The organism is Hymenobacter elongatus (assembly GCF_004745955.1).
Lineage (GTDB): Bacteria > Bacteroidota > Bacteroidia > Cytophagales > Hymenobacteraceae > Hymenobacter > Hymenobacter elongatus.
Map to the genome: position 1 here is coordinate 40,503 of NZ_SRLD01000025.1, position 21,823 is coordinate 62,325.

Consider the following 21,823-nt stretch of genomic DNA (forward strand, 5'->3'; position numbering starts at 1 on the left):
TTATGGAAAGTCATCCTCTCAACGTGTTACTGCTGGGCTGGGATGATTCAGCACCAAGCCCCGAATTGGGGGCTGCCCCCACGCTGGAAGTATCGCGCCGCCTGGCCGCCCACACGCCAGTATCGGTTATCGTGCCGCGCTTGCCGGAGTCGGCTCAGCTCACGGCCACCGACCACGTTATCAGCCTCAATACCCTGAGCGCGGAGCAACTTGCGGCGGCCGCCACCCTATCGACGGCTTTGCCGGGCTCGTGGCAGGCTCCGGCGGCTCCGTATGCCGGCGCCAGCGCTCAATCATCGGCCGCAGTTGCCGCCGCCGCCGCCGCAGTGCCTGCCCCGCCTGTGGCGCCGCCCGTAGCTAGCCGTGCCGCCGTGCTGCGCTCGAAGGCCACTACCGCCGACGCGACAACGCAAACCCTGCTGGACCGGGACGAATTTGCCGAAGCCACCACCGAAATCGGCCCCGACGAAGCCGCCGCCCTCAGCCAACCGCAAAACGACCTGACGCTGGCCCCGGACGTGCCGGCTACCGCTACGAGCAGTTCTATGCCACCTTCGCCGGCGGCTTTGGCCGCCCACACATCTTTCGCCCAGGCGTTGCAGTCGTTGGATGAGAGTGGGGAGGGCGACCTGAATTTCCGGGTTATTCAGTACGCCCGGTTTGCTATGCCCCTGGCGCTTAGTCAGCCGTTTGGCGTAATTTACGCCGCGGCATGGCCCGCGTGGCTGGCGGCCCTCGAAATTCGCCAGCTCACGGGCCGGCCGCTGGTGCTGCACGTGCAGTCGCTGGCCGCCGACCGTGACTCGCCCGCCGACCGGGGCTGGATTCTGGAGCTGGAACGCCTGGCGCTGCGCCGTGCCGACCTGGTGCTGGCCGACACTGAGGTGCTGGCCCAGCGCTTGGTTGATTTTTACTCACTTTCCGCCACCCGAATCCGGGTGGTTACGGCCGCCGATACCACGGCTATTCACGAGGCGCTGGCTACCGTTACGCCCCGTGTGTAGCGCTGCTTGACGCTTTTCCTACGCTTTCCCTTTCTCATGTCCGATTCTTTTGAACAACGCTTCGAGGCGACTCTCGAACTCGATGGCACCGATGGCGGCGTCCAGCTGCTGATGCCTTTTAACCCCGCCGAAACCTTCCAGCAGAAGCCGCCTTTTCACGTGCGCGGCACCATCGACGGCTTCCCGTTTCGCCTGACGCTGGAGCTGAATAAGGACGGTGAATACATGCTGCCGGTGGGCAAGCAAATTCGCCGGGCCATTGATAAAACCTGGGGCCTGGCCGTGGATATCGTGCTGCAGCTCGACACCGAAGAGGCCTCGTTTGAATTGCCCCAGGACCTGGAGCGCGCCTTGTCGCAGGCGGGCTACCGGCCCAAATTCGACCAGCTGCCCTACCCCTACCGCCGCGAGTACGTGCAGTGGATAGAGCGGGCCAAGAAGCCCGAAACCCGCATGCGCCGCATCAAGGAATCCATCGAGCTGATTAGTGCCGGCAAGAAGCTGGAATAGCGTTCTGTTTCAACGAAGCGGTAGAGATGCTTCGTTGAAAAAGCTCGACAGGACGAAAGTGAGGTTTTTAGCAACTCTCAAACACGCACTAAAAGGCTATCCGAATAGGGCGTCATGCTTATTTAGCCTATTTGGATAGGCTTTAAACATAAACGGACAGAAGTCTGGCCTCCCCCACGCCGGGAGCCAAACTTCTGTCCGTTCATTATTGCTGCCAGAGCCTACACCCTCGCCAGTACCAAAGCCGTGCGGTTCGTCACGTACAAGCTCAGCTTGCTGACCTCGTCTTCCTGGAACGTCTCGTAGCTCAACGTGTCGTCTACGCGCTGGAAGCCGCCGAATTCGGCCGAGTCGGAGGTGAGGATGATGCGGTAGCGGCCGGGCTGCGGCACGAAGAAGCGGTAGTCGGCGATGCTGGCCGTGACGTGGAAGTTGAACAGGAAGATCAGGCCGGCGCGCTCAAAAATCAGGACCTGGTTGGTGTTGTCTTCGTTCAGCTTTTGGGCCGGGGCGGCGGCCAGCAGGCGGCGCTGCCGGGCTGTAGTCACCATAGCCTTGTCGAAAGCCTGCAAAAACTGGAACTTGAGGGTGGGATTATCGGCTAGTGACCATTGCCGGCGGGCGTGCTGGTAGCTCCAGTTATTGCCTTCCCGTGGGAAGTCGACCCACTCGGGGTGGCCAAACTCGTTGCCGATGAAGTTCAGGTAGGCCTCACCGCCCAAAGCCAGCGTCAGGAGCCGGATGAGCTTGTGCAGGGCCAGCCCCCGCGCCACGATGTCGCTGGGGTCGTCCCGGTGCATACGGTCGTAGATGGCCGCATCGAGCAGCCAGTGGGCCAGGGTTTTGTCGCCTACCAGTGCCTGGTCGTGGCTTTCGGCGTAGGCCAGGGTTTTCTCGCCCACCCGACGATTGGTGAGCGTGTACCACAGCTCGCCCAGATTCCATTCTTCGTCGCGCTTGTGCTTGAGCAGCTTGATCCAGTAGTCGGGAATGCCCATGGCCAGGCGGTAGTCGAAACCGATGCCTCCTTCGGCTAGGGGTCGGCACAGGCCGGGCATGCCACTCATATCTTCGGCAATGAGCAGCGCGCCTTTTTTTAGCTCGTGCACCAGCGTAGTGGCCAGCTGCAGATAGAGCACGGCATCCTCATCGACTTCGGGGCCGAAATACTGGTCGTAGCCGCCAAAGGCCACGCCCTCGCCGTGGTGCTGGTAGAGCATGCTCGTCACGCCGTCGAAGCGGAAGCCGTCGAAGTGGAATTCTTCGAGCCAGTAGCGCAGGTTGCTCAGCAGGAACTGCTGCACCTCGGGCTTGCTGTAGTCGAAGAGCTTGGAATCCCAGCCGGGATGGTTGCCGCGCGCGCCCTGGTGGAAGTACTGGCCGCCGGAGCCATCGAAATTGGCTAAGCCCTCGGCTTCGTTTTTTACGGCGTGCGAGTGCACCACGTCGAGCAGCACGGCAATGCCCCGGTTGTGGGCTTCGTTTATGAGGTGCTTCAGGTCCTCGGGCGTACCAAACCGGGAGGAAGGCGCGAAAAAATTGGCGACGTGGTAGCCGAAAGAGCCATAGTAGGGGTGCTCCATAATGGCCATCAGCTGAATGCAGTTGTAGCCCAGGGCCTGCACGCGGGGCAGCACGCTGGCGGCAAATTCGAGGTAGGTACCCAAGCGGTGCTCCTCGGTAGCCATGCCTACGTGGCACTCATAAATGAAGGGTTCCCGCACGTAGTTCTGCACGCGGAATTTCTGGTCGGTCCAGGCGTAGGGCAGCTCGGGCCGCCACACCTGACCGGCAAAGTCCTTGGTCTGCTCGTCCTGCACGGCCCGGCGCAGCGTGGCCGGCAGCCGGTCGTGGCCGCCCGCGCTGGTCACGACGTGCACTTTAAAGCGGCTGCCATGGCGAAGGGCATCTTTGTGGTGCTTATCGGGCAAAAACACTTCCCACACGCCGCTTTCGGTTTTCTGCAGCGGTGTCGCGCCCCGGTCCCAGCCATTGAAGTCCCCGATTAAAGACAAGGCCTGGGCCGCCGGAGCCCACTCCCGAAACCAGTAGCCGCGCCGCCGCCCGTCGTAGTTGAGCCCCAGCTGCTGATGGGCCGTGGCAAACTTCGCCAGGGAGCCGTAGCGGCTGGTAATTTCGGCGAGGCGCTGCTGCAGGCGCTGCTGCCGGGCCACGAGCACGGGTTCGTAGGGGGCCAGCCAGGAGTCGTGCTGCACCAGGGACAAGGAAGAAGCGGCAACGGCCGGCGAGGAAGTATCCATAGCAACGAGGGGTTTGGGCCAAAACTACAATTCCTGACGCAGTGCGCAGGCGGTGCAAGGTAGCATTACGCGGAGCCGATTGTACTAACAGGATTTCGTCTGCTTTTTCCGGTGCTGCTGCCGCATCGGCGGCTCGTGCTTATCTTCACCGTATGAATTCACGCCTTCCGCTTCTGGCCCTGGCCTCGCTGCTCTCCTGCACTACCGCCTCTTCGCCTACTGCCAGCTCCACCGCTGCTGCTGCCGCTGCCGACGCTACGCTGGGTGTTACGGCGGCCCAGGCCATGGTTGTGTCGGCGCATCCGGAGGCTTCGCGCATCGGGCTGGAGATTCTGCGCAAAGGCGGCAATGCCTACGACGCGGCTGTAGCAGTACAGTTTGCGCTGGCCGTAGCGCTGCCCGTAGCCGGCAACATCGGCGGCGGCGGCTTTCTGCTGTACCGGGGCCGCAACGGCCAGGAAGGCGCCCTCGACTTTCGGGAAACCGCACCCGCTGCCGCCTCGCGCGACATGTACCTCGACGCGCAAGGCAACGTGGCTGACGGCCTGAGCACGGCCGGCCACTTGGCCGTGGGCGTGCCCGGCACTGTGGCCGGCATGGAAGCGTTGCACAAAAAGCTGGGCAAGCTCTCCTGGGCCGACGTGGTGCAGCCCGCCGTAGCCCTGGCCACCCGTGGCCTGGCCCTCACGGCCAAAGAAGCTACGGGTCTGAACGCCAATCGGGCCGTTTTCCTGAAGTACAACCCACAGAAGCCGCTGGCTTACCTGGCCGCCAACGACGGGACCTGGCAGCCCGGCGACACGATTCGCTACCCCGAGCTGGCCCAGACGCTGGCCCGCGTCCGGGACCAGGGCCGCGCCGGGTTTTACGAAGGCCGCACCGCCGACTTACTCGCGGCCGAAATGCAGCGCGGCCGGGGCCTTATCACCAAGCAGGACCTGCAGAACTACCAGCCCAAGTGGCGCACGCCGCTGCACGGGCAATACCGGGGCTACGAGGTAACAACCTTTCCGCCGCCCAGCAGCGGCGGCGTGGCGCTGCTCCAGATGCTCCAGATGCTGGAGCCCTATAACTTGCGGCAGGCCGGCTGGCACTCGCCCACCGGCGTGCACCTCATTACGGAGGCCGAGCGACGCGTGTACGCCGACCGGGCTACCTACCTCGGCGACCCGGATTTTGGCCGGGTACCGATGACACAGCTGCTGGAGAAATCCTACAACCGGCAGCGCATGACCACCACCCGGGCCCACCGCGCCACGCCCAGCCGCAACCTCACGGCTGGCCCCAACCTGCCCGCCTACGAAAGCGACCAGACCACCCACTACAGTATTGTCGACGCGCAAGGGAATGCCGTGAGCTGCACCACCACGCTCAACGGCTCGTATGGCAGCAAAGTAGTGGTGGCCGGGGCAGGCTTTCTACTCAATAATGAAATGGACGACTTTTCGGCCAAAGCCGGTACGCCGAATGCTTACGGCCTGGTGGGCGGGCGGGCCAATGCCATTGCGCCCGGCAAGCGCATGCTTTCGTCGATGACGCCCGCTATTCTGACCAAAAACGGCAAGCTCCAGCTGGTGGTCGGTACGCCGGGCGGCAGCACCATCATCACCAGCGTGCTCCAAACCATTCTGCACGTGCTCGATTACGACATGAGCCTGCAGCAAGCCGTGGCGGCGCCGCGCTTGCACCACCAGTGGCTTCCCGACCAGATTGACGCCGAAAAAGACGCTCTGACGCCCGCCGTGGCCGACTCCCTGCGCCAGCGCGGCTACACCATCCATCCGCGCGGAGCCTGGGGCCGCGTCGATGCTATTCGGGTGCTGCCCGATGGCCGCCTGGAAGGCGGGGCCGACCCACGCGGCGACGATACGGCAGTGGGGTATTGATAGCGGACAGCCAGAAACCCTACAGGGACGTGGATGCAAAGCTGAGTTCGAATAGCCGGCTGCGCTGCGCGGAAGACATCCTTCGCCTCAGCCACCCGACTATTCACCTTTGCTGCGGTAAAAGGTCTGGACGTACGTTCCCTCATCTGGCGTCCGCGCAGCGGAAGCACATTTACCGCCCAATACATGAGGTTACTACTGCGGTAGAAATGCTTCGGCAAGCAAATGCCAGATCAGACATGACAACTGGCAGAGGTGCCAGTAAAGTCCCGACAAAAAAAGAGCGGCGGCCTAGGATGCAGGCCGCCGCTCTTTTTTGTCGGTGAAAGCAGAGAATCTACGATACTTTCAAATTGCCGGAGGCCATGATCAGGAGCTGGCCCAGGTGGCGCAGCTGGTCGCCGAGGCCGTTGTGCAGATGGTTGCCGGCTACCTCGTGGGTGTTGCTGGCGGCTTTGGAGGATTGCTCGCCCAGGCGCTGCAGCAATGTGCTGGTGCCGACCCGGTCGCCGGCCTGGATGTAGCTTTTGAGCTGGTTCAGCTCGCCGGCAACCGTATCCAGCACGGCGATGCCCGAATTCTGCAGCTGCGGAGCCCAGCTGTCGATGATAGGAACAAGGCCGCTGGGGTCGTGGGCAAACGTGTGGTTGTTGAACAGGTCGCCCAGCGAGAGGTTGGTCGAATAGAGGTGGTCGTTGAGGTTGGTGGAGGAAAGGGCCATAGCGGTAGGAAGTAAGGGTGTAGCGGGTATCTACGGTTGGGCCGGGCGAGTCGTTGCTGGCAGCGTTAGCCTTGCACTTGCCAACGCAGTATCTTGGCGGCCTCATTCCGCACTGCTTCTTCTATGCTTCCATCCTTCCGTCGCCTGCTGCCGCTGCTGTGGCTGTCCGTGGCTACTCTTCCGGCCCTGGCCCAGCGGGCTGGCGGCGGCCCACCCACCCAGGACCCATTTGTCCGCCAGCAAGCACCAGCCCCCACGCGCGGCATCGGCAGCTACAAGGGCCATTCGTATGCGGGTGGTATCCTGACCATCCGGAGCACTACCGGGGGCACTGTGCGCGTGCAGCCGTGGGCCGAGGGCGTGGTGCGGGTGGAGTATTTTCCGGTCGGGCAGCCCGTGCGGGATATTGCCTCGGTGAGCGTGGTGCAGCCGGCCTACATTGTCGACAATCCCGGGCGGCTCAACCGCAAGCTGGAGCCCTACCTGAACAACGTGCAGCCCGACCGCAGCCTGGTACGCAACCAGCCCGCCGCCCTGGTGTGGCCTCTGGTTACGAATACGGCGCTGGATTACGTAGTCCGGATCGACAAAAAAACCTTGCGGGTGAGCTACGAATACCGGGGCCAGCCCGTAGTGACAGAAGCCGGCGGCGTATTTCAGCAGCTGGCGGCGGGCGACGCGCCAGGCGGCATGGGCGTTTCGTTTCGCCTCGCCCCGGGCGAGCATCTCTACGGCACCGGCTCCCGCGCCCTGCCCCTCGACCGGCGCGGCCGCAAGCTCACGCTCTACAACGAAGCCCACTACAGCTACCAGAATGGCGAGCCGACGCTGAACGTGAGCCTGCCCACGGTAGTGAGCAGCCGGGGCTACATGCTATTTTTTGATAACCATACGGCCGGCACGCTCGACTTGGGCGCCACCAGCCCGAACACGCTCGAATACCGGGGAGAAGGCCTGGAAAGCCTGGCCTATTTTATCGTGGCCGGTACTTCATACGCCGAAATCCTGGACCGCTATACTACTCTGACGGGCAAGCAGCCCCTGCCGCCACGCTGGGGCATGGGCCTGATTCAGAGCCGCTTTGGCTACAAAACCGAACAGGAAATGTACCAGGTAGCCGGCCGCATGCGCCGCGCCGGCTTCCCGCTCGATGGCCTCGTGCTCGACCTGTACTGGTTTGGCGGCACCACCCGGCAGGGCGACTTCCGCTGGGTACCCGAGTTTCCGGACCCGGCCCGCATGATGCGCCGCCTCGACTCGACGGGCATCAAAACTATCCTGATTTCGGAGCCTTACGTGATGCGCACTTCTCGCAACGACGAGCTGGTACGCACGCAGGGCCTGGTGGGGCGCGGGCTGGATGGCCAGCCCTACACGGTCGAATCGTTCTGGGCCGGCCCGGCCACGCTCGTCGATATGTTTCGGCCCAAAGCCCGGCAATGGATGTGGCAACAGTACGACCGGCTGAAACAGGACGGCGTAGGCGGCTGGTGGAGCGACCTGGGCGAGCCCGAAAACCAGCCCGCCGATATGGTATACGACCTGGGCCCCACCCGCCGCATTCACAACGCCTACGGGCAGGCCTGGGCCGCTATTCTCAGCGAGGGCTACGCCCGGCAGTATCCGCAGGAGCGGCTGTTCAATCTGTCGCGCTCGGGCTGGGCGGGCATGCAGCGCAACAGCGTGTTTCCGTGGTCAGGCGACGTGAACCGCTCGTGGGCGGGATTTCAGGCCCAGGTGCCCATTATGCTGAGCATGGGGCTGGGCGGCGTGGGCTACATGCACTCCGACGCGGGCGGCTTTTGTGCCGGGCCCGTCGATGCCGAGCTGTACACGCGCTGGCTTCAGATGGCCAGCCTCGGCCCTATTCTGCGCCCGCACGGCGAAGGCGTGCCCCCCGAGCCGTATTGGTACCCTGAGCCCTACCAAAGCATCGTGCGCGACTACACGCATTTGCGCTACCAGCTGCTGCCCTACCTCTACACCCTGGCCTGGGAAAACAGCCAGACCGGCACGCCGCTGGCGCGCCCCATGAACTACGGCGAAACCCGCCTCGATCCGCAATCCTTGCACCCACTACTTTCGGAAGAGGAAAAGGAACAGGTGACAGCCGAAGACGCCAAGCCCGTGCCGACCTGGAACTGGAACACCCGAGCCTCCAGCACCTGGGGCCAGGCCCGCCTGCAGCAACGACAGCAACAGACCTTCGCGGAGCAAAACGCGGCGCCACTCACCAACGTCAACGACCAGTATCTGCTGGGGCCCAACCTGCTGGTGGCCCCGGTGCAGCAGCCCGGCCAGCGGCGACGCAATGTGGTGCTGCCAGCCGGCCGCTGGGTTGATTTCTATTCCCACCAAACGTTCAGTGGCAGCCAAACCGTAGGCATTGCCGCGCCATTGGCCCACATTCCGCTGCTGGTGCGGGCCGGCGCTTTTCTGCCCATGGCTCCCTACGTGGCTACCACCGCCCGCTACCGCACCGATACGCTCAACGTGCGCTACTACGCCGATGCAACAGTGCCCGAGTCGAGCTTCACGCTGTATGACGACGACGGAAAATCGGCCCAGGCTCTCCGGAACGAACAGTTTGAGCTGATTTCCTTTACCGGCAAGGTGCGCAGCGGGCAGGCTGATATTGGGGTGAGTGTGAGCGGCCACGCCTACCCTACCGGCCCGGCGCGGCGCACCATCAACCTGGAAGTGCCACGCGTAGCGGCCGCGCCTACCGCCGTGCTGCTGAATGGGCAAGCTACACCGGCCACCGACTGGCAGTACGACGCCCTGCGCCAAACGCTGCGGCTGCGTTTCGAGCTCGATAAAAAACCTATGGCGGTTTCTATCCGGGGGCTACAGCTCAACCAAGCACTGGCGACGACCTCGGCACCGGAGCAGCTGACGCTGGAGGCGCCCAGCAACCGCACCTTCGGCGGCAGCACCGAGCTGCGCTATTCGCTACACGCGCCGGGCCAGTATCCGCTGCTTATCCGCAACAGCCTGGGCGAAGTCGTGCGCACGTTTGCGGCTACCGCGCAAGCGGCGGGCTCCTATTCCGTGGCCTGGGACGGGGCCGATGCCAGCGGCCAGCAGCTCCCCAACGGCGTATACACGGCCGAAATGCAAGGCCAGCACCAGCGCCTGGTGCTGCTGCGCGACTAAGAGCCGCTCCGAACAGGAAAAAAGAACGTCATGCTTCGACTTCGCTCAGCATGACGTTCTTTTTTAGCCTATTCAAATAGGTTTTAAGCAGCAGTTGGGAATTTTACGGCACACCTGATTCCGCCCTGCCTGCTCTGGCGTCCGCGCAGCCGAAGCTTCTCTACCGCCAGAACACAAGACTACCGTGGCACGCGAGCTTCGTCGGCCTCTGCTTTAGTAGCTGTTTGCGGTAGTTTCTGGAGTCATCCAAACGATGTAGAGACGCATAGTTGCGTCTCGTCGTTGAATGGTGCGGGCGAATCGTTCAACGACGAGACGCAAGTATGCGTCTCTACATCGTTCTGAGCGCTTTAAATGCCAGCTCAAACAGCTCCTAAGGCGCAGAAAGCTCGGAATGACGTTTTAGTAACGGCCTTTATCATTTTCAGCCACGGCCTAGTTAGCCAGCAGAGCCAGGTCCTGGAGAATCTGCTCGGCAATGGCTTGGCGGCCGGTCATGAATTTCTCGTCGGCGGGCTTGCCGTCTTTGGGTTCGGCATTCAGGGCAAACAGGTACACGTTGCCGCCCTGTTCGAGCCAGCCCACAAACCAGCCGTTGGTGAGCTTGGCCCGCTGCGTCCAGGCAGTGGTCCCGTAAAGCTTCCACTGAGGCGTAGTTTTGAGCAGGAATAATTCTTTGGTCAGGGCTTGGTTGCGAGGCGCAGGCGGCAATTTCTCGGCGTAGAGGTGGCGCAGAAAATTCACCATCTGAAACTGCGAGATGCGCGAAACGCCGCCCATCCAGAACGTGTGCAGGGCCTCGGGCGTCACGACCATCTGCCCGAATTTGAGCTTGAAAAGCTGCTGCTGGTAGCGCTGCACGCCTATTTCCTGGGCTACTTGCTGCATGCAGGGCAGGCAGGATTGTCGCAGCGCCTGGGGCAAGGTCAAATCCTGATTCCAGGCTTCGTTTTCGCGCTTCACCTGGTCCCAGCGGAAGGTGTGGCGGGCACTGGGAATGGCACCGGTTTCCAACCCGATAAGCGTATTGGGAATATCGAAGGTGGCCCCCGGCGAAAAGCCTTGGTTGCAGCGGGCCATGTCGTAGGCCGTGAAGCGGTTGGCTTTCTGGTCGTAGAGCAGAAAAGAGCCCCGCAGGCCGTAGCTGTCGAAGTATTTCTTGAAGTCCCGCTCGTTGAGTACCTGGGCGCTGGCGCTAAGGCTGGCACCGAGCCCGACGAGTAGAAAGAGAAATAGGGCCGAAAAACGCATCAGGCTAGCAGCTGGGAAGTGGAACGACGGGAGAAGGCGCGCTTCGGCAAGCTCTGTGCCTAAACGGGAAAAATACCAATCGGAGCGAAAAGATAATGGAATCGGCACCGTTCAACCGGCAGCTAGGCCGCTTACGAGCCGGGTTGCATCTTTGCCGTGCGGGGCCAGCTTTGTCGGCTGCTGGCCAGCGCCTCGCTACCACCACGGGATGTGCGTAGTATTGTACGCGGCATGCTTCGGCCACTGGACACTAGCGCAGGAACCCCAAACCGGTGCTGTTACCAGCCCCTCAAGCGACAGACTTAGGTGATTCATCGGTCACGAAGCGAACTACCGCGCCACCCCCAAAACCAATTTTAGCGGGACACAGTAGTACGCTCCCGTGGGGCTACGGCCCCGAGAACTGCTGCCTGTTTTCCACACTTTTGCAACGCTAATGACCTCTCACCGCACGCTGGGCCACTCCGGCCTACAGATTGCACCGCTCGTATTGGGCGGCAATGTATTCGGCTGGACGGCCGACCAAGCCACTTCTTTCCGCATCCTCGACGCCTTTGTGGCTGGCGGCGGCAATGCCATCGACACCGCCGACGGCTACTCGGTGTGGGTGCCCGGGCATGTAGGCGGCGAATCGGAAACCATCATCGGCCACTGGCTCCGGCAGCGCGGCCGCCGCGACGATGTCGTAATTGCCACCAAAGTGGGCTGGGAAGTGAATGCTAAGAATAAGGGCTTGGCCAAAGACTACATCATCCGGGCCGTGGAAGGCTCGCTCAAGCGCCTCCAGACCGATTATATCGACCTGTATCAGTCCCACAAGGACGACCCGACGGTGCCGGTGACCGAAACGCTGGAAGCCTACGACCAGCTGGTGCGCGCCGGCAAAGTGCGGGTTATCGGAGCCTCCAACTTCACGGCCCAGCGCCTGCGCGAATCGTTGGAGGCCAGCGCGCAGCACGGCTTGCCGCGCTACGAAACGCTGCAGCCGCTGTATAACCTCTACGACCGCGCCGATTTTGAGCAGAATTTGCTACCGCTGGTGCAGGAGCAACATATCGGCGTGATTCCCTACTACGGGCTGGCGGCAGGTTTTCTTACCGGCAAATACCGCTCGGCGGCCGACCTGCAGAAAAGCGCCCGGGGCGGCGGCGTAGGCCAGAAATACCTCAATGAAAAAGGCCTGCGCATTCTGGCCGCCCTCGATGCCGTAGCGGCCCGCCAGCAAGCAACGCCCGCCCAGGTAGCCCTGGCCTGGATTATTGCCCAGCCCGGCCTGACGGCTCCTATAGCCAGCGCCACCAGCCCCGACCAGGTAGTGGAGCTGCTGCAAGCCGCCGAGCTGCAGCTCAGCCCCGACGACCTGGCGCAGCTGGCCCAGGCTGGCACCGGAGAAGCACAGAGTTAGGCGGCAGTCGATGTAGCTCAAGTACTCAAGCAAAAGTAACCGTAGCAAAAAAGACGGTCATGCTGAGCTTGTCGAAGCATCTCTACCGCTACGTCAGCACTGTTCAGCGAAGCGGTAGAGATGCTTCGGCAAGCTCAGCATGACGTTCTAAATTCAGTACGCTTACTTCTGCGCGATTACTTAGACGGTGTTTGGGATTTATCAAAAACGCCGATTTCGTTTCATGCTTCATCTGGCGTCCACTTGCCGAAGCATGACGCGAAAAATAAAAACCCAAACACGTTCTTAATCTGATGGCCGCTTACTGACCTACTACAAACCCGGTTAGCGGTAGCTTCAGAACTAACCGCGTACCAGTAAGTCAGCCAAAAACAGTGACTTGAGTAGCCGTCCACGATTTCTGTTCGTAGAAAAACGGGCGAGCCACCATTTGTCCGACTTGTGCTTTACGCTCCTATGCCCAGAATCGAATCCTCTGCTCTTGCTTTTGTGGCCCTGCGCTGCCCGCGCTGCCACGAGGGGCCGCTGTTCACGCACCCAGCCCTGAGCTTTAAGTTTGCCCGCATGCCCGACAACTGCCCCATCTGCGGGCAGGCCTACGAACCCGAACCGGGTTTTTACTGGGGTGCCATGTTCGTCAGCTACGGGTTTTCCGTCGCTATTTTTGCCATCAGCGGGGTGCTGTGCTACTACCTGCTCGGCGACCCAGCCGTGTGGGTGTATGTGCTGACGGTAGCCGTTGCCAGCTTCGCGCTCATGCCGCTGGTGTTCCGCTACTCCCGGGCTATTATGCTGTATTTGTTTGGTGGCGTGAGCTATAAGCCGGACGCGCCCCGCAAAAGTCCCCTGGAACAGCCTTCGGCCTCCTGAGTATCACAGGCTCGAACCAGCACAACCACCTCTGCAAGGCCAGACGTTCGCCCCGCCGGACTCTGGCCTTTTTGCGGCACCAAGCTGGGCTGTTTCGCGCGAAAAATCGGTACTTAGTCTATGCTTCATCGTCTTCTACTCGCCGGGACCAGTGCCGTACTGGCGCTGACAACAGCCTGCTCTTCCTCATCGTCGGACGGCAGCGCGGCGCCGTGCGCCACTGTGCCGCCGGCCTACATCGTCAGGCATCCGGAGTGGGCCCGCAACGCCAGCATCTACGAGGTAAATATCCGTCAGTATACTCCTGAGGGAACATTCAAGGCTTTCGAGCAACAGCTGCCGCGCCTGCAGAAAATGGGCGTGGGCATTCTCTGGCTCATGCCAGTGCAGCCCATTGGCCGACAACACCGCAAGGGTAAGCTCGGCAGCGCCTACTCCATTCGCGACTACCGGGCCGTGAACCCCGATATGGGCACGATGGACGACCTGAAGCATCTGGTGGCCGAGGCCCACACGCTGGGCATGCACGTGATTCTGGACTGGGTGGCCAACCACACCGCCTGGGACAATCAGTTGGCCGTAGCGCACCCCGACTGGTTCACCAAAGACGCCGCCGGCCGGTTTCGCCCGCCCGTAGCCGACTGGCAGGACGTTATTGACCTCGACTACAGCAAGCCCGAACTACAGCGGTATATGCGCGAAAGCATGGCTTTCTGGGTGCGCGAGGCCGATTTCGATGGCTTCCGCTGCGATGTGGCCGGGCTGGTGCCCACGCCTTTCTGGGAGCAAACCCGGCGGGAGCTGGAGCAGATCAAGCCGGTATTTATGCTGGCGGAGTGGGACGAGCTGTTTCCGCCGACGTTCCTGAAGCCCGGCGAATTTGACCCCAACACGCACTTGCTGGAAAGAGCCTTCGACATGACCTACGGCCTGCGCCTGCACGACGTGCTCGACAGCGTGGCCCGCCACCAGCGCCCCGCCCACGACCTAAATACCTACCTGGCCCGGGAACGGCGGCGGTACCCGCCCAGCGTGTACCTGATGAACTTCACCACCAGCCACGACATCAACGCCTGGGACGGCAGCGAGTATGAGCGCCTGGGCCCCAACGTGCGCCCCATGGCCGTGCTGGCCGCCCTGCTGCCCGGCATGCCCATGGTATACAGCGGCCAGGAATCCGCCCTGAAAAAGCGGCTCGCCTTCTTCGAAAAGGATACAATAAACTGGGGCAACTACCCGCTGGAAGACTTTTACACCAAGCTGCTTACTCTCAAAAAGCACAACCAGGCCCTGCTCAACGGTGACGTGTGCAGCCAGTTTCGGGCGCTGCCCGCCGCCGATTCCAGCGACGTGTACGCCTTTTTGCGCCGCAAGAACAACGCGGCCGTGCTGGTGGCCGTGAATGTGGCCGACAAGCCCCGGCAGCTACGCTTGCAGCACGTGATGGAAGGCAGCTACCGGGAGATTTTCACGGGCAGAATGCAGCGTTTGGCTACCGGTACCAAGCTAGCGCTGCCACCGCACGGGTATCAGGTGTATGAGCAAGTGACGGAGAAGCGGTAGACGGAGCAGTATCTTTTTTGCGTCGAGCATTTTTTATTCTGTCGTCCTTCATCCAGCATCGCCGGATGAAGGATGACAGACGAGGTTTGCCGCCCCTCTTCCCCAAACCCCTAGTGCTGCCACTGGCCAAACTTGCCGCGCCGATAGTCGTCGTAGGCCTGCTGGATTTCCGCTTCGGTGTTCATCACGAAGGGCCCCTGGGCTACTACTGGCTCATCGAAGGGCTGGGCGTGGCCGAACAGCAGCACGGCATCGGCCGCACCGGCCTGAATATGCAGCGAGTCGCCGTCGTTGTGAAACTCGACCAGGTGCAGCGCTTCGGCCGCCTGGCCATTGACGGTGAGAGCACCGCGAACAACGCAGAAAAAGATGTTGTGCGCGGCGGGCACCGGTATGGTTAGCTCGCCCCCGGCCCGGAAGAAAATCGTGCTCAGCGTTACCTCCGAAAGGGTTTTGAACGCCGGCTGCTGGCCTTCCCAGGCCCCGGCAATCAGGTTGACCATTACGCAGCCTTCGTCGAGCGGGAGGCTGGGGATGTCCGGCTGCTGCAAGTCCACGTAGCGCGGCTCGGTCATTTTGAGGCGGGCGGGCAGGTTAAGCCAGAGCTGTAGAATCTCCAGGCCGCCGCCGTTTTTTTTAAATTCCGAAGACGATACTTCGGCATGAAAGTCGGTTGTTGGGGGCTGTACGCGCATCCGGCGGTGGAGGCAGAATGTTTCTCCGAACCCTTACCGCGCCCCAACGGAAGCGGCCTGCGCCACGATATCAAACGCCAGCTCAAAGGTATTGCCGATGGCCTCGTCGCCCAGGTTTTGGAAGAAGCTGCTGGAATTGAACTGCACCCCAAACTGGGTACGGTCGACGCTGGCCGTGCCCTGCACGCGCAGCCGGTTGCCGACGCGCGTCACGCGCACCGGAAACCGCAACGGCCGGGTGATACCTTTCACCGTGAGCTGGCCCCGGGCCACATGATCCGTCACGTCGCTCAGCACGAATACGGCCGTGGGAAACCGCGCCACATCAAAAAAATCGGCGTTGCGCAGGTGATTCTGCAGGTCGGCGTTGGCGTGCGCAATGGTACGCATGTCGAGCTCGAAGCGGCCGTTACGCACCGTATTAGCACCGTATTCGAGCTGGCCCTGCCGCAGCTGCACGGTGCCCGAGGGTGCCCAGGTGCCGACTTCGGCGTGGCCGGTCCAGGTGAGCCGGCTGGCGGCCGTATCGACGCGGTAGAGCACCAGCGCGGGCCGAAAAGCGAGGCTAGTGAAAGCCAGAAGAAAGAGTAACAACGTTTTCATGATACAAAAGCTGAACATTGAATTACCTGGTGAGGCGTTAAAGCGAAGAAAATCCGGGGGCTGTCGCGGGCCTATTTGCCCTGCACGCTGGCTTCCGTCTCAATCAGGCCCATGCCTTTGTAGAGCTTGCCACTGTTGTCTTTGGCCAGAATATACCAGAGCGCGTCGCCGCCGTAGAGGCTTTTGGCGCTGGCCGCGTAGCGGTAGTTTTTGGCGAACGTGTAGGTCGTGCCTGGTCGCAAGCGCGCTTGCGGGCAGCCAAACAGCTCGGCAAATTCGGCGGGCGTTTCCGTCAGATTGGCCTGCCAGCCCGCCGCGCTATACCAGATAAAACTGCCGCACTCCACCACCTCCAGCTCCTGGCCCGTTTCGTTGCGCACCATCGTGCTGTGCTTCCACAGGTAGTGGCCGGGCTGGGCCACGTCGGGTTCGGGGTAGTTGGGGTTGGGGGTGTGCCAGAGCATAATGCCCACGGGCACCCGCCGAAGCTTGTCGGGCAGCGCCCGGGTGTTGTCCGACCAGGCCGTTTGGGCCAGGAGCGGGGAGGTAGCAGCGGCGAACAGCAGCGCCAGAAGCAGATATTTCATAACCGTATTCTGTTGGATGAGTACGGTACAAAAGTGCCAGCGCACGCCACGCCAAGCGCCCCACCAGCGGATATGGGCCGTCCCATATCCGGATCTGGCACTACATCGACACCTATTTCTGCCTCAGAGCGTGGTTTGGAGCTTGATAGAAAAAGCTCCGCACGACCGTTTCGGCTTTTCCATTAATTCCCCCACACGCTCTCATTCCCGACCGGCGACAAACTCGCTCGGGGCCACGCCGGCAAACTGCTTGAAAATCCGGTTGAAGGTGGTCTTGGAATTGAAGCCGCACTCCAGGGCAATGCCCAGCAGCGTGAGCCGGGCTGCGTCGTCGGTAGCTGTGAGGCGGCGCTGCACCTCGGCCACGCGGTAGCCATTCACCAGGTCGTTGAAGGACTTGCCGAAGCCATTGTTGACGGTGAAGGAAATCAGGCGCGGCGGCAGCCCGGTGTGGGCCGACAGCTCGGCCAGACTCAGCGTGGGGTTGCGGAACAGCTCGTCGTCCTCCAGTGCCCGCCGAATCCGCTCCCGCACGGCGGCATCTACCACGGCTGGCTCGCGCAGCGGCAGCACAGACGGCAGCAGCTGGTGGAGTTCAGCAGCACCATTCGACCCGGCTTGCGGCCAGTTGGCGGCTTGCGGCGGTACCACGGGCAGCACCGCTTCTGCTTCCGGCTGGTCGGGGGCGAAGTGCACGGCCTGCATCGTAGCTTGCCGCAACCCCACGATGCCAATCAGAAACACAACGCCGCCCAGCAGCTCGGTGGAATAGTCGTAGCGGTAGTAGAGCCCGAAAAACTCGCGCAGCACCAGCTCCACCAGCCACTGCCCGCTCACCAGGGCCAGGGCGAGGAGCAGTACGCGCAGCCACTGGAGCCGCAGCTGCGAGGTTTCGGAAAAGTGCTCGGGCAGCCAGCGCTGATAGTGCCGCAGCCGCCGCAGGCTCAGCCCCAGGTACACGATGAGCGACCCCCAGGTCCCGATAAACTCCAGTCGGTAGGTGTAGGGCCGGTGCACCGATTGCCAGAACCAGCTCCGAAACTCGTAGGGCTCCAAACTTAGCCAGCCATACAAAGCAGCCTGAATCAGGACCGGGGCAAAATGCCACAGGTGCCGCCGCCGGAAACGAAAATCATGGTTTATCAGAGTCTGAACGTAGAAATAGAGCAGTGGGCCGAAGGCAAACGAGTAGTAGATCGGCTTGAAATACCACTGCGGCTTGTGGGTATAAATACCCGCCACCCGGAAAAATCCATCGAGCAGCCACAAGCCGATGGCCAGCATCAGCAGCGCCAGAAACCGGTTTGGCACCCGGTTCTGCGCCCCAAACCACAGCAGCCCCGCCGCGAAGCCAGCCTGCGCAATAACGGCGAAGAGGAGAATAGCCAGGGGCGTGAGGGTGAGCTGCATCCGGCAAAGAACAGCTTTTTCCGTTGTCCGTTTTACTGATCTTGGCTATTGCCTCATCCAAATCCTTCCCCAGTACGTAGATGCAGCCGTGGCCCCAGGCTACGTTTCCTCCCACCATACCCGGCAGCTTTTCTGGCTGCGCCGCTCGCCTTGGCCCGTATCTGCTTACTTGTGCTGCTGCTGTGCAACTACCTGCTGGTAGTGGCGGCCGGCCTCGTGAACCGGCCCGAACAGTCGCGCTATTCGGCTAGCAACCCCTACGTGCACAGCTCCGACTGCCAGCAGCGCAACTACCTGCGCCTCGACTGCTTCGACACCTGCAACGGCGACCAGAGCCATTTGCTGCGGCACGACCACCACCACGAAACGCCTCAGCACCTGCTGAGCACGCTCAAAGCCCTGGACCTCCATTGTCTGGCCGAAACAATGGCGCTGCCGGCTCCTGCTCTCGTCGTTTCTGCTTCCCGCGTTGCCACCACCCATCTGGTAGCAGCGCCCACTGGTTTTCAGGGCGAAGTATATTCGCCGCCCCGTCGGGGATAATTCGAATGGTCGGGCCAAATTGGTCTGACGTTGTCCGGCACGTGCCGGCTGGTTTCGTTTTATTCTATTGCCCGATGCTGCCCTCGTAATCTACTACAGGCGGCCTCATTTTTCCTCGACGCATGAATACCTTGTCTTCCCTGATTCGTCCGCTGGCTTCGGCTTCGGATGCGGCTTCCGTTGCGCGCCTGCCCCGGTTCGTTACCCTTTCTTCTTCGGCTGCCCAGGCCCTACTAGTGGCCGGCCTACCCGACCCCAAGCGTGACTACCCTACGCGGGAGCAAGCGGCCAACACGGCCGCCCGGGCTCGGCTGGCGGCGCGTAGCCGCTTGGTTATTCCCAGCTCAGCCAAGCGCTTCTAGCCACCGGATTGCCCATGCGCAGTCTACGATAACAGCTCCTGTTTCCGACGTCCAAAAGATGCCGGAAGCAGGAGCTGTTATCGTAAACGGGGCCCCAGGACTCGACACCCTGTATCCTATTGAGTCCAGCCCAGACACTGCAGCCGTTGTACTAGCTGGGTAGCGCGCCGGCTGGCTCCTTTGTCCTCGGTATAGGCTTCCCTTGCCTCCGGGCACAGCCAGAGAGGTGCCGCACGGAGGCATGCCCCGAACAACGGAGGCACTGAAAATTGCGTTAAGCTAAGCTACCTAAACCCGGTGTATGCTCTTAGCGGCTGATATTCAACCTTTCGACTGGCAGCGCATGCTGTGGTCCGACGATGCCCCGGTCCTGTTTTTGTTGGAAGTCGTAGTGCGTTGCGTGCTCACGTATTTTATGCTCCTCGGCATGCTGCGCATCACGGGCCGCCGTGGGGTGCGGCAGTTATCAATTTTTGAGCTGAGCATCATCCTGGCCCTAGGCTCCGCCGCCGGCGACACCATGCTCTACCACGACACACCACTGCTGCATGCGCTGGTTGTGTTCGTGATGGTAGCAATGTTGTATGTGGCCTTCAACCGGGCCACCGAAAAGCTCCCGCGCTTCTCCGACTGGCTGGAGGGCGCGCCCGTGCTGCTGGTCGATGAAGGGCGTATTTGTATTGGGGCCTTCCGCAAGCAAAACCTGACCCAGAAAGAGCTATTCGGCGAGCTGCGGCAAGTACAAGTCGAGCACCTGGGCCAGGTGCGCCGCGCCTATATCGAAGCGACGGGTCATACCAGCGTATACTTTTATGAGAATGGGGAAGCACACCCTGGCCTGCCCATTTGGCCCGAGCGCCTGGAGCAAAAGCGCCGCCGTGTAGAAGAAGCGGGAAGCTATGCCTGCACCACCTGTGGCCACGTGCTGGAGCTTCCCCGGGGCGGCACGGCGCGCTGTCCGGAGTGTCAGGAAGACCAGTGGCTACCGGCCTGCGAGGCCAACCGAGTAGGGTAAACACGGGAACAGCAAAAACGCAGGTTTACAGTTCATGGCCGGGGTAGCTGCTATTTCCGTCCGATATTACCGCCGCTATGCCTCAACCAACCACGCCGCTCCCCTACCTCATCATCGACTTCGACAGCACCTTCACCCAGGTGGAAGGGCTGGATGAGCTGGCCGATATTGCCCTGCAGGGCCACCCCGACCGGGAGAGAATCGTGGGTGAAATCCGGGCCCTGACTGACGCGGGCATGAGCGGCAGTTTGAGCTTTTCGGAGTCGTTGCGGCAGCGGCTGGCCCTGCTGCCGGCCCGGCGCGAGCATCTGCCCCTGCTGGTGGCCCAGCTCAAAACCAAGGTTTCCGACAGCATCGTGCGCAACCGGGGCTTCTTCGCGCAGTTTCCGGGGCGCGTATACATCATCAGTAGCGGCTTTCGCGAGTTTATCGAGCCCGTGGTGGCCGACTTCGGCATCGACGCCGACCACGTGCTGGCCAACACCTTCACCTTCGACGAAACCGGCCGCATCACCGGCTTCGACGCCGACAACGTGCTGAGCCGCGACGGCGGCAAAATCCTGCAGCTGCGCGAACTCGACCTGGCTGGCGACGTGTACGTGCTCGGCGACGGCTACACCGACTACCAGATGCGCGAAGCCGGGCTGGCCAACCGCTTCTACGCCTTCACCGAAAACGTCAGCCGCGCCGCCGTGGTGGCCCGCGCCGACGAAGTACTACCTTCCTTCGACGAGTTTCTCTACCAGAATAAGCTGCCCATGACCCTGAGCTACCCCAAAAACCGTATTCGCGTCCTGCTGCTCGAAAACCCCGATGCCCGCGCCGCCGAGCTGTTCCGTGCCGAAGGCTACCAGGTCGACATCGTGCCCGGCGGCCTCGACGAGGATGAGCTGATGCAGCAGATCGAGGGCGTGAGCATCCTTGGCATCCGCAGCAAAACGCAGGTCACGGCCCGCGTGCTGGAACGCGCCAACCGCCTCATTGCCGTGGGCGCGTTCTGCATCGGCACCAACCAGATTGACCTACCCGAATGCATGAAGCGCGGCGTGGCCGTGTTCAACGCACCTTTCTCCAACACCCGCTCGGTGGTAGAGCTGGCCCTGGGCGAAATCATCGTGCTGGCCCGCCGCATTCCGGAGAAAAACCCTAAGATGCACCGGGGCGAGTGGGACAAGTCGGCGCGGGGAGCGTTTGAAATCCGGGGCAAGAAGCTCGGCATCGTCGGCTACGGCAACATCGGTTCCCAGCTCTCAGTGGTGGCCGAGGCCGTGGGCATGCAGGTGCTGTACTACGACGTGGCCGAAAAGCTCCAGCTGGGCAACGCCGTGCGCTGCCGCACCCTGGAAGAGCTGCTCCGCCAGGCCGACGTGGTGACGTTGCACGTGGATGGCCGCCAGGAAAATACCAACCTTATCGGGGCCGCCGAGCTGGCCCTGATGAAACCCGGAGCCCTGCTGCTCAACAACGCCCGCGGCCACGTAGTCGACGTATCAGCCCTGGCTGCGGCCCTGCGCAGCGGCCACCTCGGCGGGGCCGCCGTCGACGTATTTCCGCACGAGCCCAAAACCAACGATGAAGACTTCGAAAGTGAGCTACGGGGCTTGCCCAACGTGCTGCTCACGCCCCACATCGGTGGCAGCACGGCCGAGGCCCAGCGCAACATCGCCGAGTTCGTGCCCGAGCGCATCATGCAGTACGTGAACACCGGCAACACCCAGCAGAGCGTCAACTTCCCCAATATCCAACTGCCGCTGCAGCAGGCCCATCGCCTTATTCACATTCACGCCAACGTGCCCGGCGTGCTGGCTAGCATCAACAACGTGCTAGCAGCCCACCACGTCAACATCCTGGGGCAGTACCTGAAAACCAACGAGCACATTGGCTACGTGATTACCGACATCGACAAGGAGTACGACCAGGAAGTGATTCAGGCCCTGCGCGAGGTAGAGCACACGATTAAGTTTCGGGTTCTATATTAAAA

18 protein-coding genes are annotated in these 21,823 nt (G+C 61.9%); 11 read left to right on the forward strand and 7 right to left on the reverse strand.

Annotated elements, in window-relative coordinates:
- The first annotated feature begins 2 nt into the window (after positions 1 to 2).
- Together E5J99_RS13335 and E5J99_RS13340 are read left to right on the forward strand one after the other, a co-directional pair.
- Positions 3 to 1,004, forward strand: coding sequence for a glycosyltransferase (locus E5J99_RS13335; protein ID WP_135498307.1), 1,002 nt, complete (start codon positions 3 to 5; stop codon positions 1,002 to 1,004).
- Positions 1,005 to 1,040: 36 nt separating this feature from the next.
- Positions 1,041 to 1,514 (forward strand): YdeI/OmpD-associated family protein, encoded by a 474-nt coding sequence (locus E5J99_RS13340; protein WP_135498308.1) that lies wholly within the window; start codon positions 1,041 to 1,043, stop codon positions 1,512 to 1,514.
- A gap of 221 nt (positions 1,515 to 1,735) precedes the next feature.
- Here the strand turns inward: E5J99_RS13340 and E5J99_RS13345 are convergent, their stop codons facing one another.
- Complete coding sequence (locus E5J99_RS13345; RefSeq protein ID WP_135498309.1) at positions 1,736 to 3,775, reverse strand: alpha-amylase family glycosyl hydrolase; 2,040 nt, start codon at positions 3,773 to 3,775, stop codon at positions 1,736 to 1,738.
- Positions 3,776 to 3,927: 152 nt separating this feature from the next.
- On the opposite strand from E5J99_RS13345, the gene ggt reads away from it, so the two are divergent.
- Positions 3,928 to 5,661 (forward strand): gamma-glutamyltransferase, encoded by a 1,734-nt coding sequence (gene ggt / locus E5J99_RS13350; RefSeq protein WP_135498310.1) that lies wholly within the window; start codon positions 3,928 to 3,930, stop codon positions 5,659 to 5,661.
- A 337-nt stretch (positions 5,662 to 5,998) separates the two neighbouring features.
- Here ggt and E5J99_RS13355 read toward each other — a convergent pair whose 3' ends face one another.
- The gene (locus E5J99_RS13355; protein ID WP_135498311.1) at positions 5,999 to 6,382 is read right to left on the reverse strand and encodes a hypothetical protein; all 384 of its coding nucleotides are present in this window, start codon (positions 6,380 to 6,382) and stop codon (positions 5,999 to 6,001) included.
- Between the two features lie 123 nt (positions 6,383 to 6,505).
- On the opposite strand from E5J99_RS13355, the gene E5J99_RS13360 reads away from it, so the two are divergent.
- On the forward strand, positions 6,506 to 9,538 hold the full coding sequence (locus E5J99_RS13360; RefSeq protein WP_135498312.1) for a TIM-barrel domain-containing protein: 3,033 nt from the start codon (positions 6,506 to 6,508) through the stop codon (positions 9,536 to 9,538).
- 435 nt (positions 9,539 to 9,973) lie between these two features.
- Here E5J99_RS13360 and E5J99_RS13365 read toward each other — a convergent pair whose 3' ends face one another.
- Positions 9,974 to 10,789 carry a class D beta-lactamase gene (locus tag E5J99_RS13365; protein WP_135498313.1) on the reverse strand — a complete coding sequence of 272 codons (816 nt, stop codon included), beginning with the start codon at positions 10,787 to 10,789 and terminating at the stop codon, positions 9,974 to 9,976.
- A gap of 436 nt (positions 10,790 to 11,225) precedes the next feature.
- Between E5J99_RS13365 and E5J99_RS13370 the strand changes: the two genes are divergently transcribed.
- The 3 genes from E5J99_RS13370 (at position 11,226) to E5J99_RS13380 (ending at position 14,627) form a co-directional block, all read left to right on the forward strand.
- Positions 11,226 to 12,194 (forward strand): aldo/keto reductase, encoded by a 969-nt coding sequence (locus E5J99_RS13370; RefSeq protein WP_135498314.1) that lies wholly within the window; start codon positions 11,226 to 11,228, stop codon positions 12,192 to 12,194.
- A gap of 456 nt (positions 12,195 to 12,650) precedes the next feature.
- Entirely contained in the window at positions 12,651 to 13,064 is a 414-nt protein-coding gene (locus E5J99_RS13375) for a DUF983 domain-containing protein (RefSeq protein ID WP_245318962.1), read from the forward strand.
- Between the two features lie 120 nt (positions 13,065 to 13,184).
- Positions 13,185 to 14,627, forward strand: a complete 1,443-nt coding sequence (locus E5J99_RS13380; RefSeq protein ID WP_135498315.1) for an alpha-amylase family glycosyl hydrolase — start codon at positions 13,185 to 13,187, stop codon at positions 14,625 to 14,627.
- A 110-nt stretch (positions 14,628 to 14,737) separates the two neighbouring features.
- On the opposite strand, the gene E5J99_RS13385 is transcribed toward E5J99_RS13380, so the two are convergent.
- The 4 genes from E5J99_RS13385 to E5J99_RS13400 form a co-directional block, all read right to left on the reverse strand.
- On the reverse strand, positions 14,738 to 15,322 hold the full coding sequence (locus E5J99_RS13385) for a pirin family protein (protein ID WP_135498316.1): 585 nt from the start codon (positions 15,320 to 15,322) through the stop codon (positions 14,738 to 14,740).
- A 33-nt stretch (positions 15,323 to 15,355) separates the two neighbouring features.
- Positions 15,356 to 15,925, reverse strand: a complete 570-nt coding sequence (locus E5J99_RS13390) for a YceI family protein (RefSeq protein WP_167852119.1) — start codon at positions 15,923 to 15,925, stop codon at positions 15,356 to 15,358.
- 71 nt (positions 15,926 to 15,996) lie between these two features.
- Entirely contained in the window at positions 15,997 to 16,512 is a 516-nt protein-coding gene (locus tag E5J99_RS13395; protein ID WP_135498318.1) for a hypothetical protein, read from the reverse strand.
- Positions 16,513 to 16,713: 201 nt separating this feature from the next.
- Positions 16,714 to 17,922 carry a helix-turn-helix domain-containing protein gene (locus E5J99_RS13400; protein WP_135498319.1) on the reverse strand — a complete coding sequence of 403 codons (1,209 nt, stop codon included), beginning with the start codon at positions 17,920 to 17,922 and terminating at the stop codon, positions 16,714 to 16,716.
- A 171-nt stretch (positions 17,923 to 18,093) separates the two neighbouring features.
- Here E5J99_RS13400 and E5J99_RS13405 point away from each other — a divergent pair, with 171 nt between their 5' ends.
- The 4 genes from E5J99_RS13405 (at position 18,094) to serA (ending at position 21,821) form a co-directional block, all read left to right on the forward strand.
- Positions 18,094 to 18,465: a hypothetical protein gene (locus E5J99_RS13405; RefSeq protein ID WP_135498320.1), complete on the forward strand. Its 372-nt coding sequence runs from the start codon at positions 18,094 to 18,096 to the stop codon at positions 18,463 to 18,465.
- A gap of 122 nt (positions 18,466 to 18,587) precedes the next feature.
- Positions 18,588 to 18,827 carry a hypothetical protein gene (locus tag E5J99_RS13410; protein ID WP_135498321.1) on the forward strand — a complete coding sequence of 80 codons (240 nt, stop codon included), beginning with the start codon at positions 18,588 to 18,590 and terminating at the stop codon, positions 18,825 to 18,827.
- 301 nt (positions 18,828 to 19,128) lie between these two features.
- Positions 19,129 to 19,842, forward strand: a complete 714-nt coding sequence (locus tag E5J99_RS13415; protein WP_135498322.1) for a YetF domain-containing protein — start codon at positions 19,129 to 19,131, stop codon at positions 19,840 to 19,842.
- Positions 19,843 to 19,919: 77 nt separating this feature from the next.
- Entirely contained in the window at positions 19,920 to 21,821 is a 1,902-nt protein-coding gene (gene serA, locus E5J99_RS13420; RefSeq protein ID WP_135498323.1) for a phosphoglycerate dehydrogenase, read from the forward strand.
- Positions 21,822 to 21,823 lie beyond the last annotated feature (2 nt).

Coding starts and splice junctions, on each gene's coding strand:
- E5J99_RS13335 (WP_135498307.1), top strand. CDS start 3: ATGGAAAGTCATCCTCTCAACGTGTTACTGCTGGGCTGGGATGATTCA.
- E5J99_RS13395 (WP_135498318.1), bottom strand. CDS start 16,512: ATGAAATATCTGCTTCTGGCGCTGCTGTTCGCCGCTGCTACCTCCCCG.
- E5J99_RS13400 (WP_135498319.1), bottom strand. CDS start 17,922: ATGCAGCTCACCCTCACGCCCCTGGCTATTCTCCTCTTCGCCGTTATT.
- serA (WP_135498323.1), top strand. CDS start 19,920: ATGCCTCAACCAACCACGCCGCTCCCCTACCTCATCATCGACTTCGAC.
- E5J99_RS13340 (WP_135498308.1), top strand. CDS start 1,041: ATGTCCGATTCTTTTGAACAACGCTTCGAGGCGACTCTCGAACTCGAT.
- E5J99_RS13375 (WP_245318962.1), top strand. CDS start 12,651: ATGCCCAGAATCGAATCCTCTGCTCTTGCTTTTGTGGCCCTGCGCTGC.
- E5J99_RS13410 (WP_135498321.1), top strand. CDS start 18,588: ATGAATACCTTGTCTTCCCTGATTCGTCCGCTGGCTTCGGCTTCGGAT.
- E5J99_RS13360 (WP_135498312.1), top strand. CDS start 6,506: ATGCTTCCATCCTTCCGTCGCCTGCTGCCGCTGCTGTGGCTGTCCGTG.
- E5J99_RS13390 (WP_167852119.1), bottom strand. CDS start 15,925: ATGAAAACGTTGTTACTCTTTCTTCTGGCTTTCACTAGCCTCGCTTTT.
- E5J99_RS13370 (WP_135498314.1), top strand. CDS start 11,226: ATGACCTCTCACCGCACGCTGGGCCACTCCGGCCTACAGATTGCACCG.
- E5J99_RS13345 (WP_135498309.1), bottom strand. CDS start 3,775: ATGGATACTTCCTCGCCGGCCGTTGCCGCTTCTTCCTTGTCCCTGGTG.
- E5J99_RS13355 (WP_135498311.1), bottom strand. CDS start 6,382: ATGGCCCTTTCCTCCACCAACCTCAACGACCACCTCTATTCGACCAAC.
- E5J99_RS13365 (WP_135498313.1), bottom strand. CDS start 10,789: ATGCGTTTTTCGGCCCTATTTCTCTTTCTACTCGTCGGGCTCGGTGCC.
- E5J99_RS13385 (WP_135498316.1), bottom strand. CDS start 15,322: ATGCGCGTACAGCCCCCAACAACCGACTTTCATGCCGAAGTATCGTCT.
- E5J99_RS13380 (WP_135498315.1), top strand. CDS start 13,185: ATGCTTCATCGTCTTCTACTCGCCGGGACCAGTGCCGTACTGGCGCTG.
- E5J99_RS13415 (WP_135498322.1), top strand. CDS start 19,129: ATGCTCTTAGCGGCTGATATTCAACCTTTCGACTGGCAGCGCATGCTG.
- ggt (WP_135498310.1), top strand. CDS start 3,928: ATGAATTCACGCCTTCCGCTTCTGGCCCTGGCCTCGCTGCTCTCCTGC.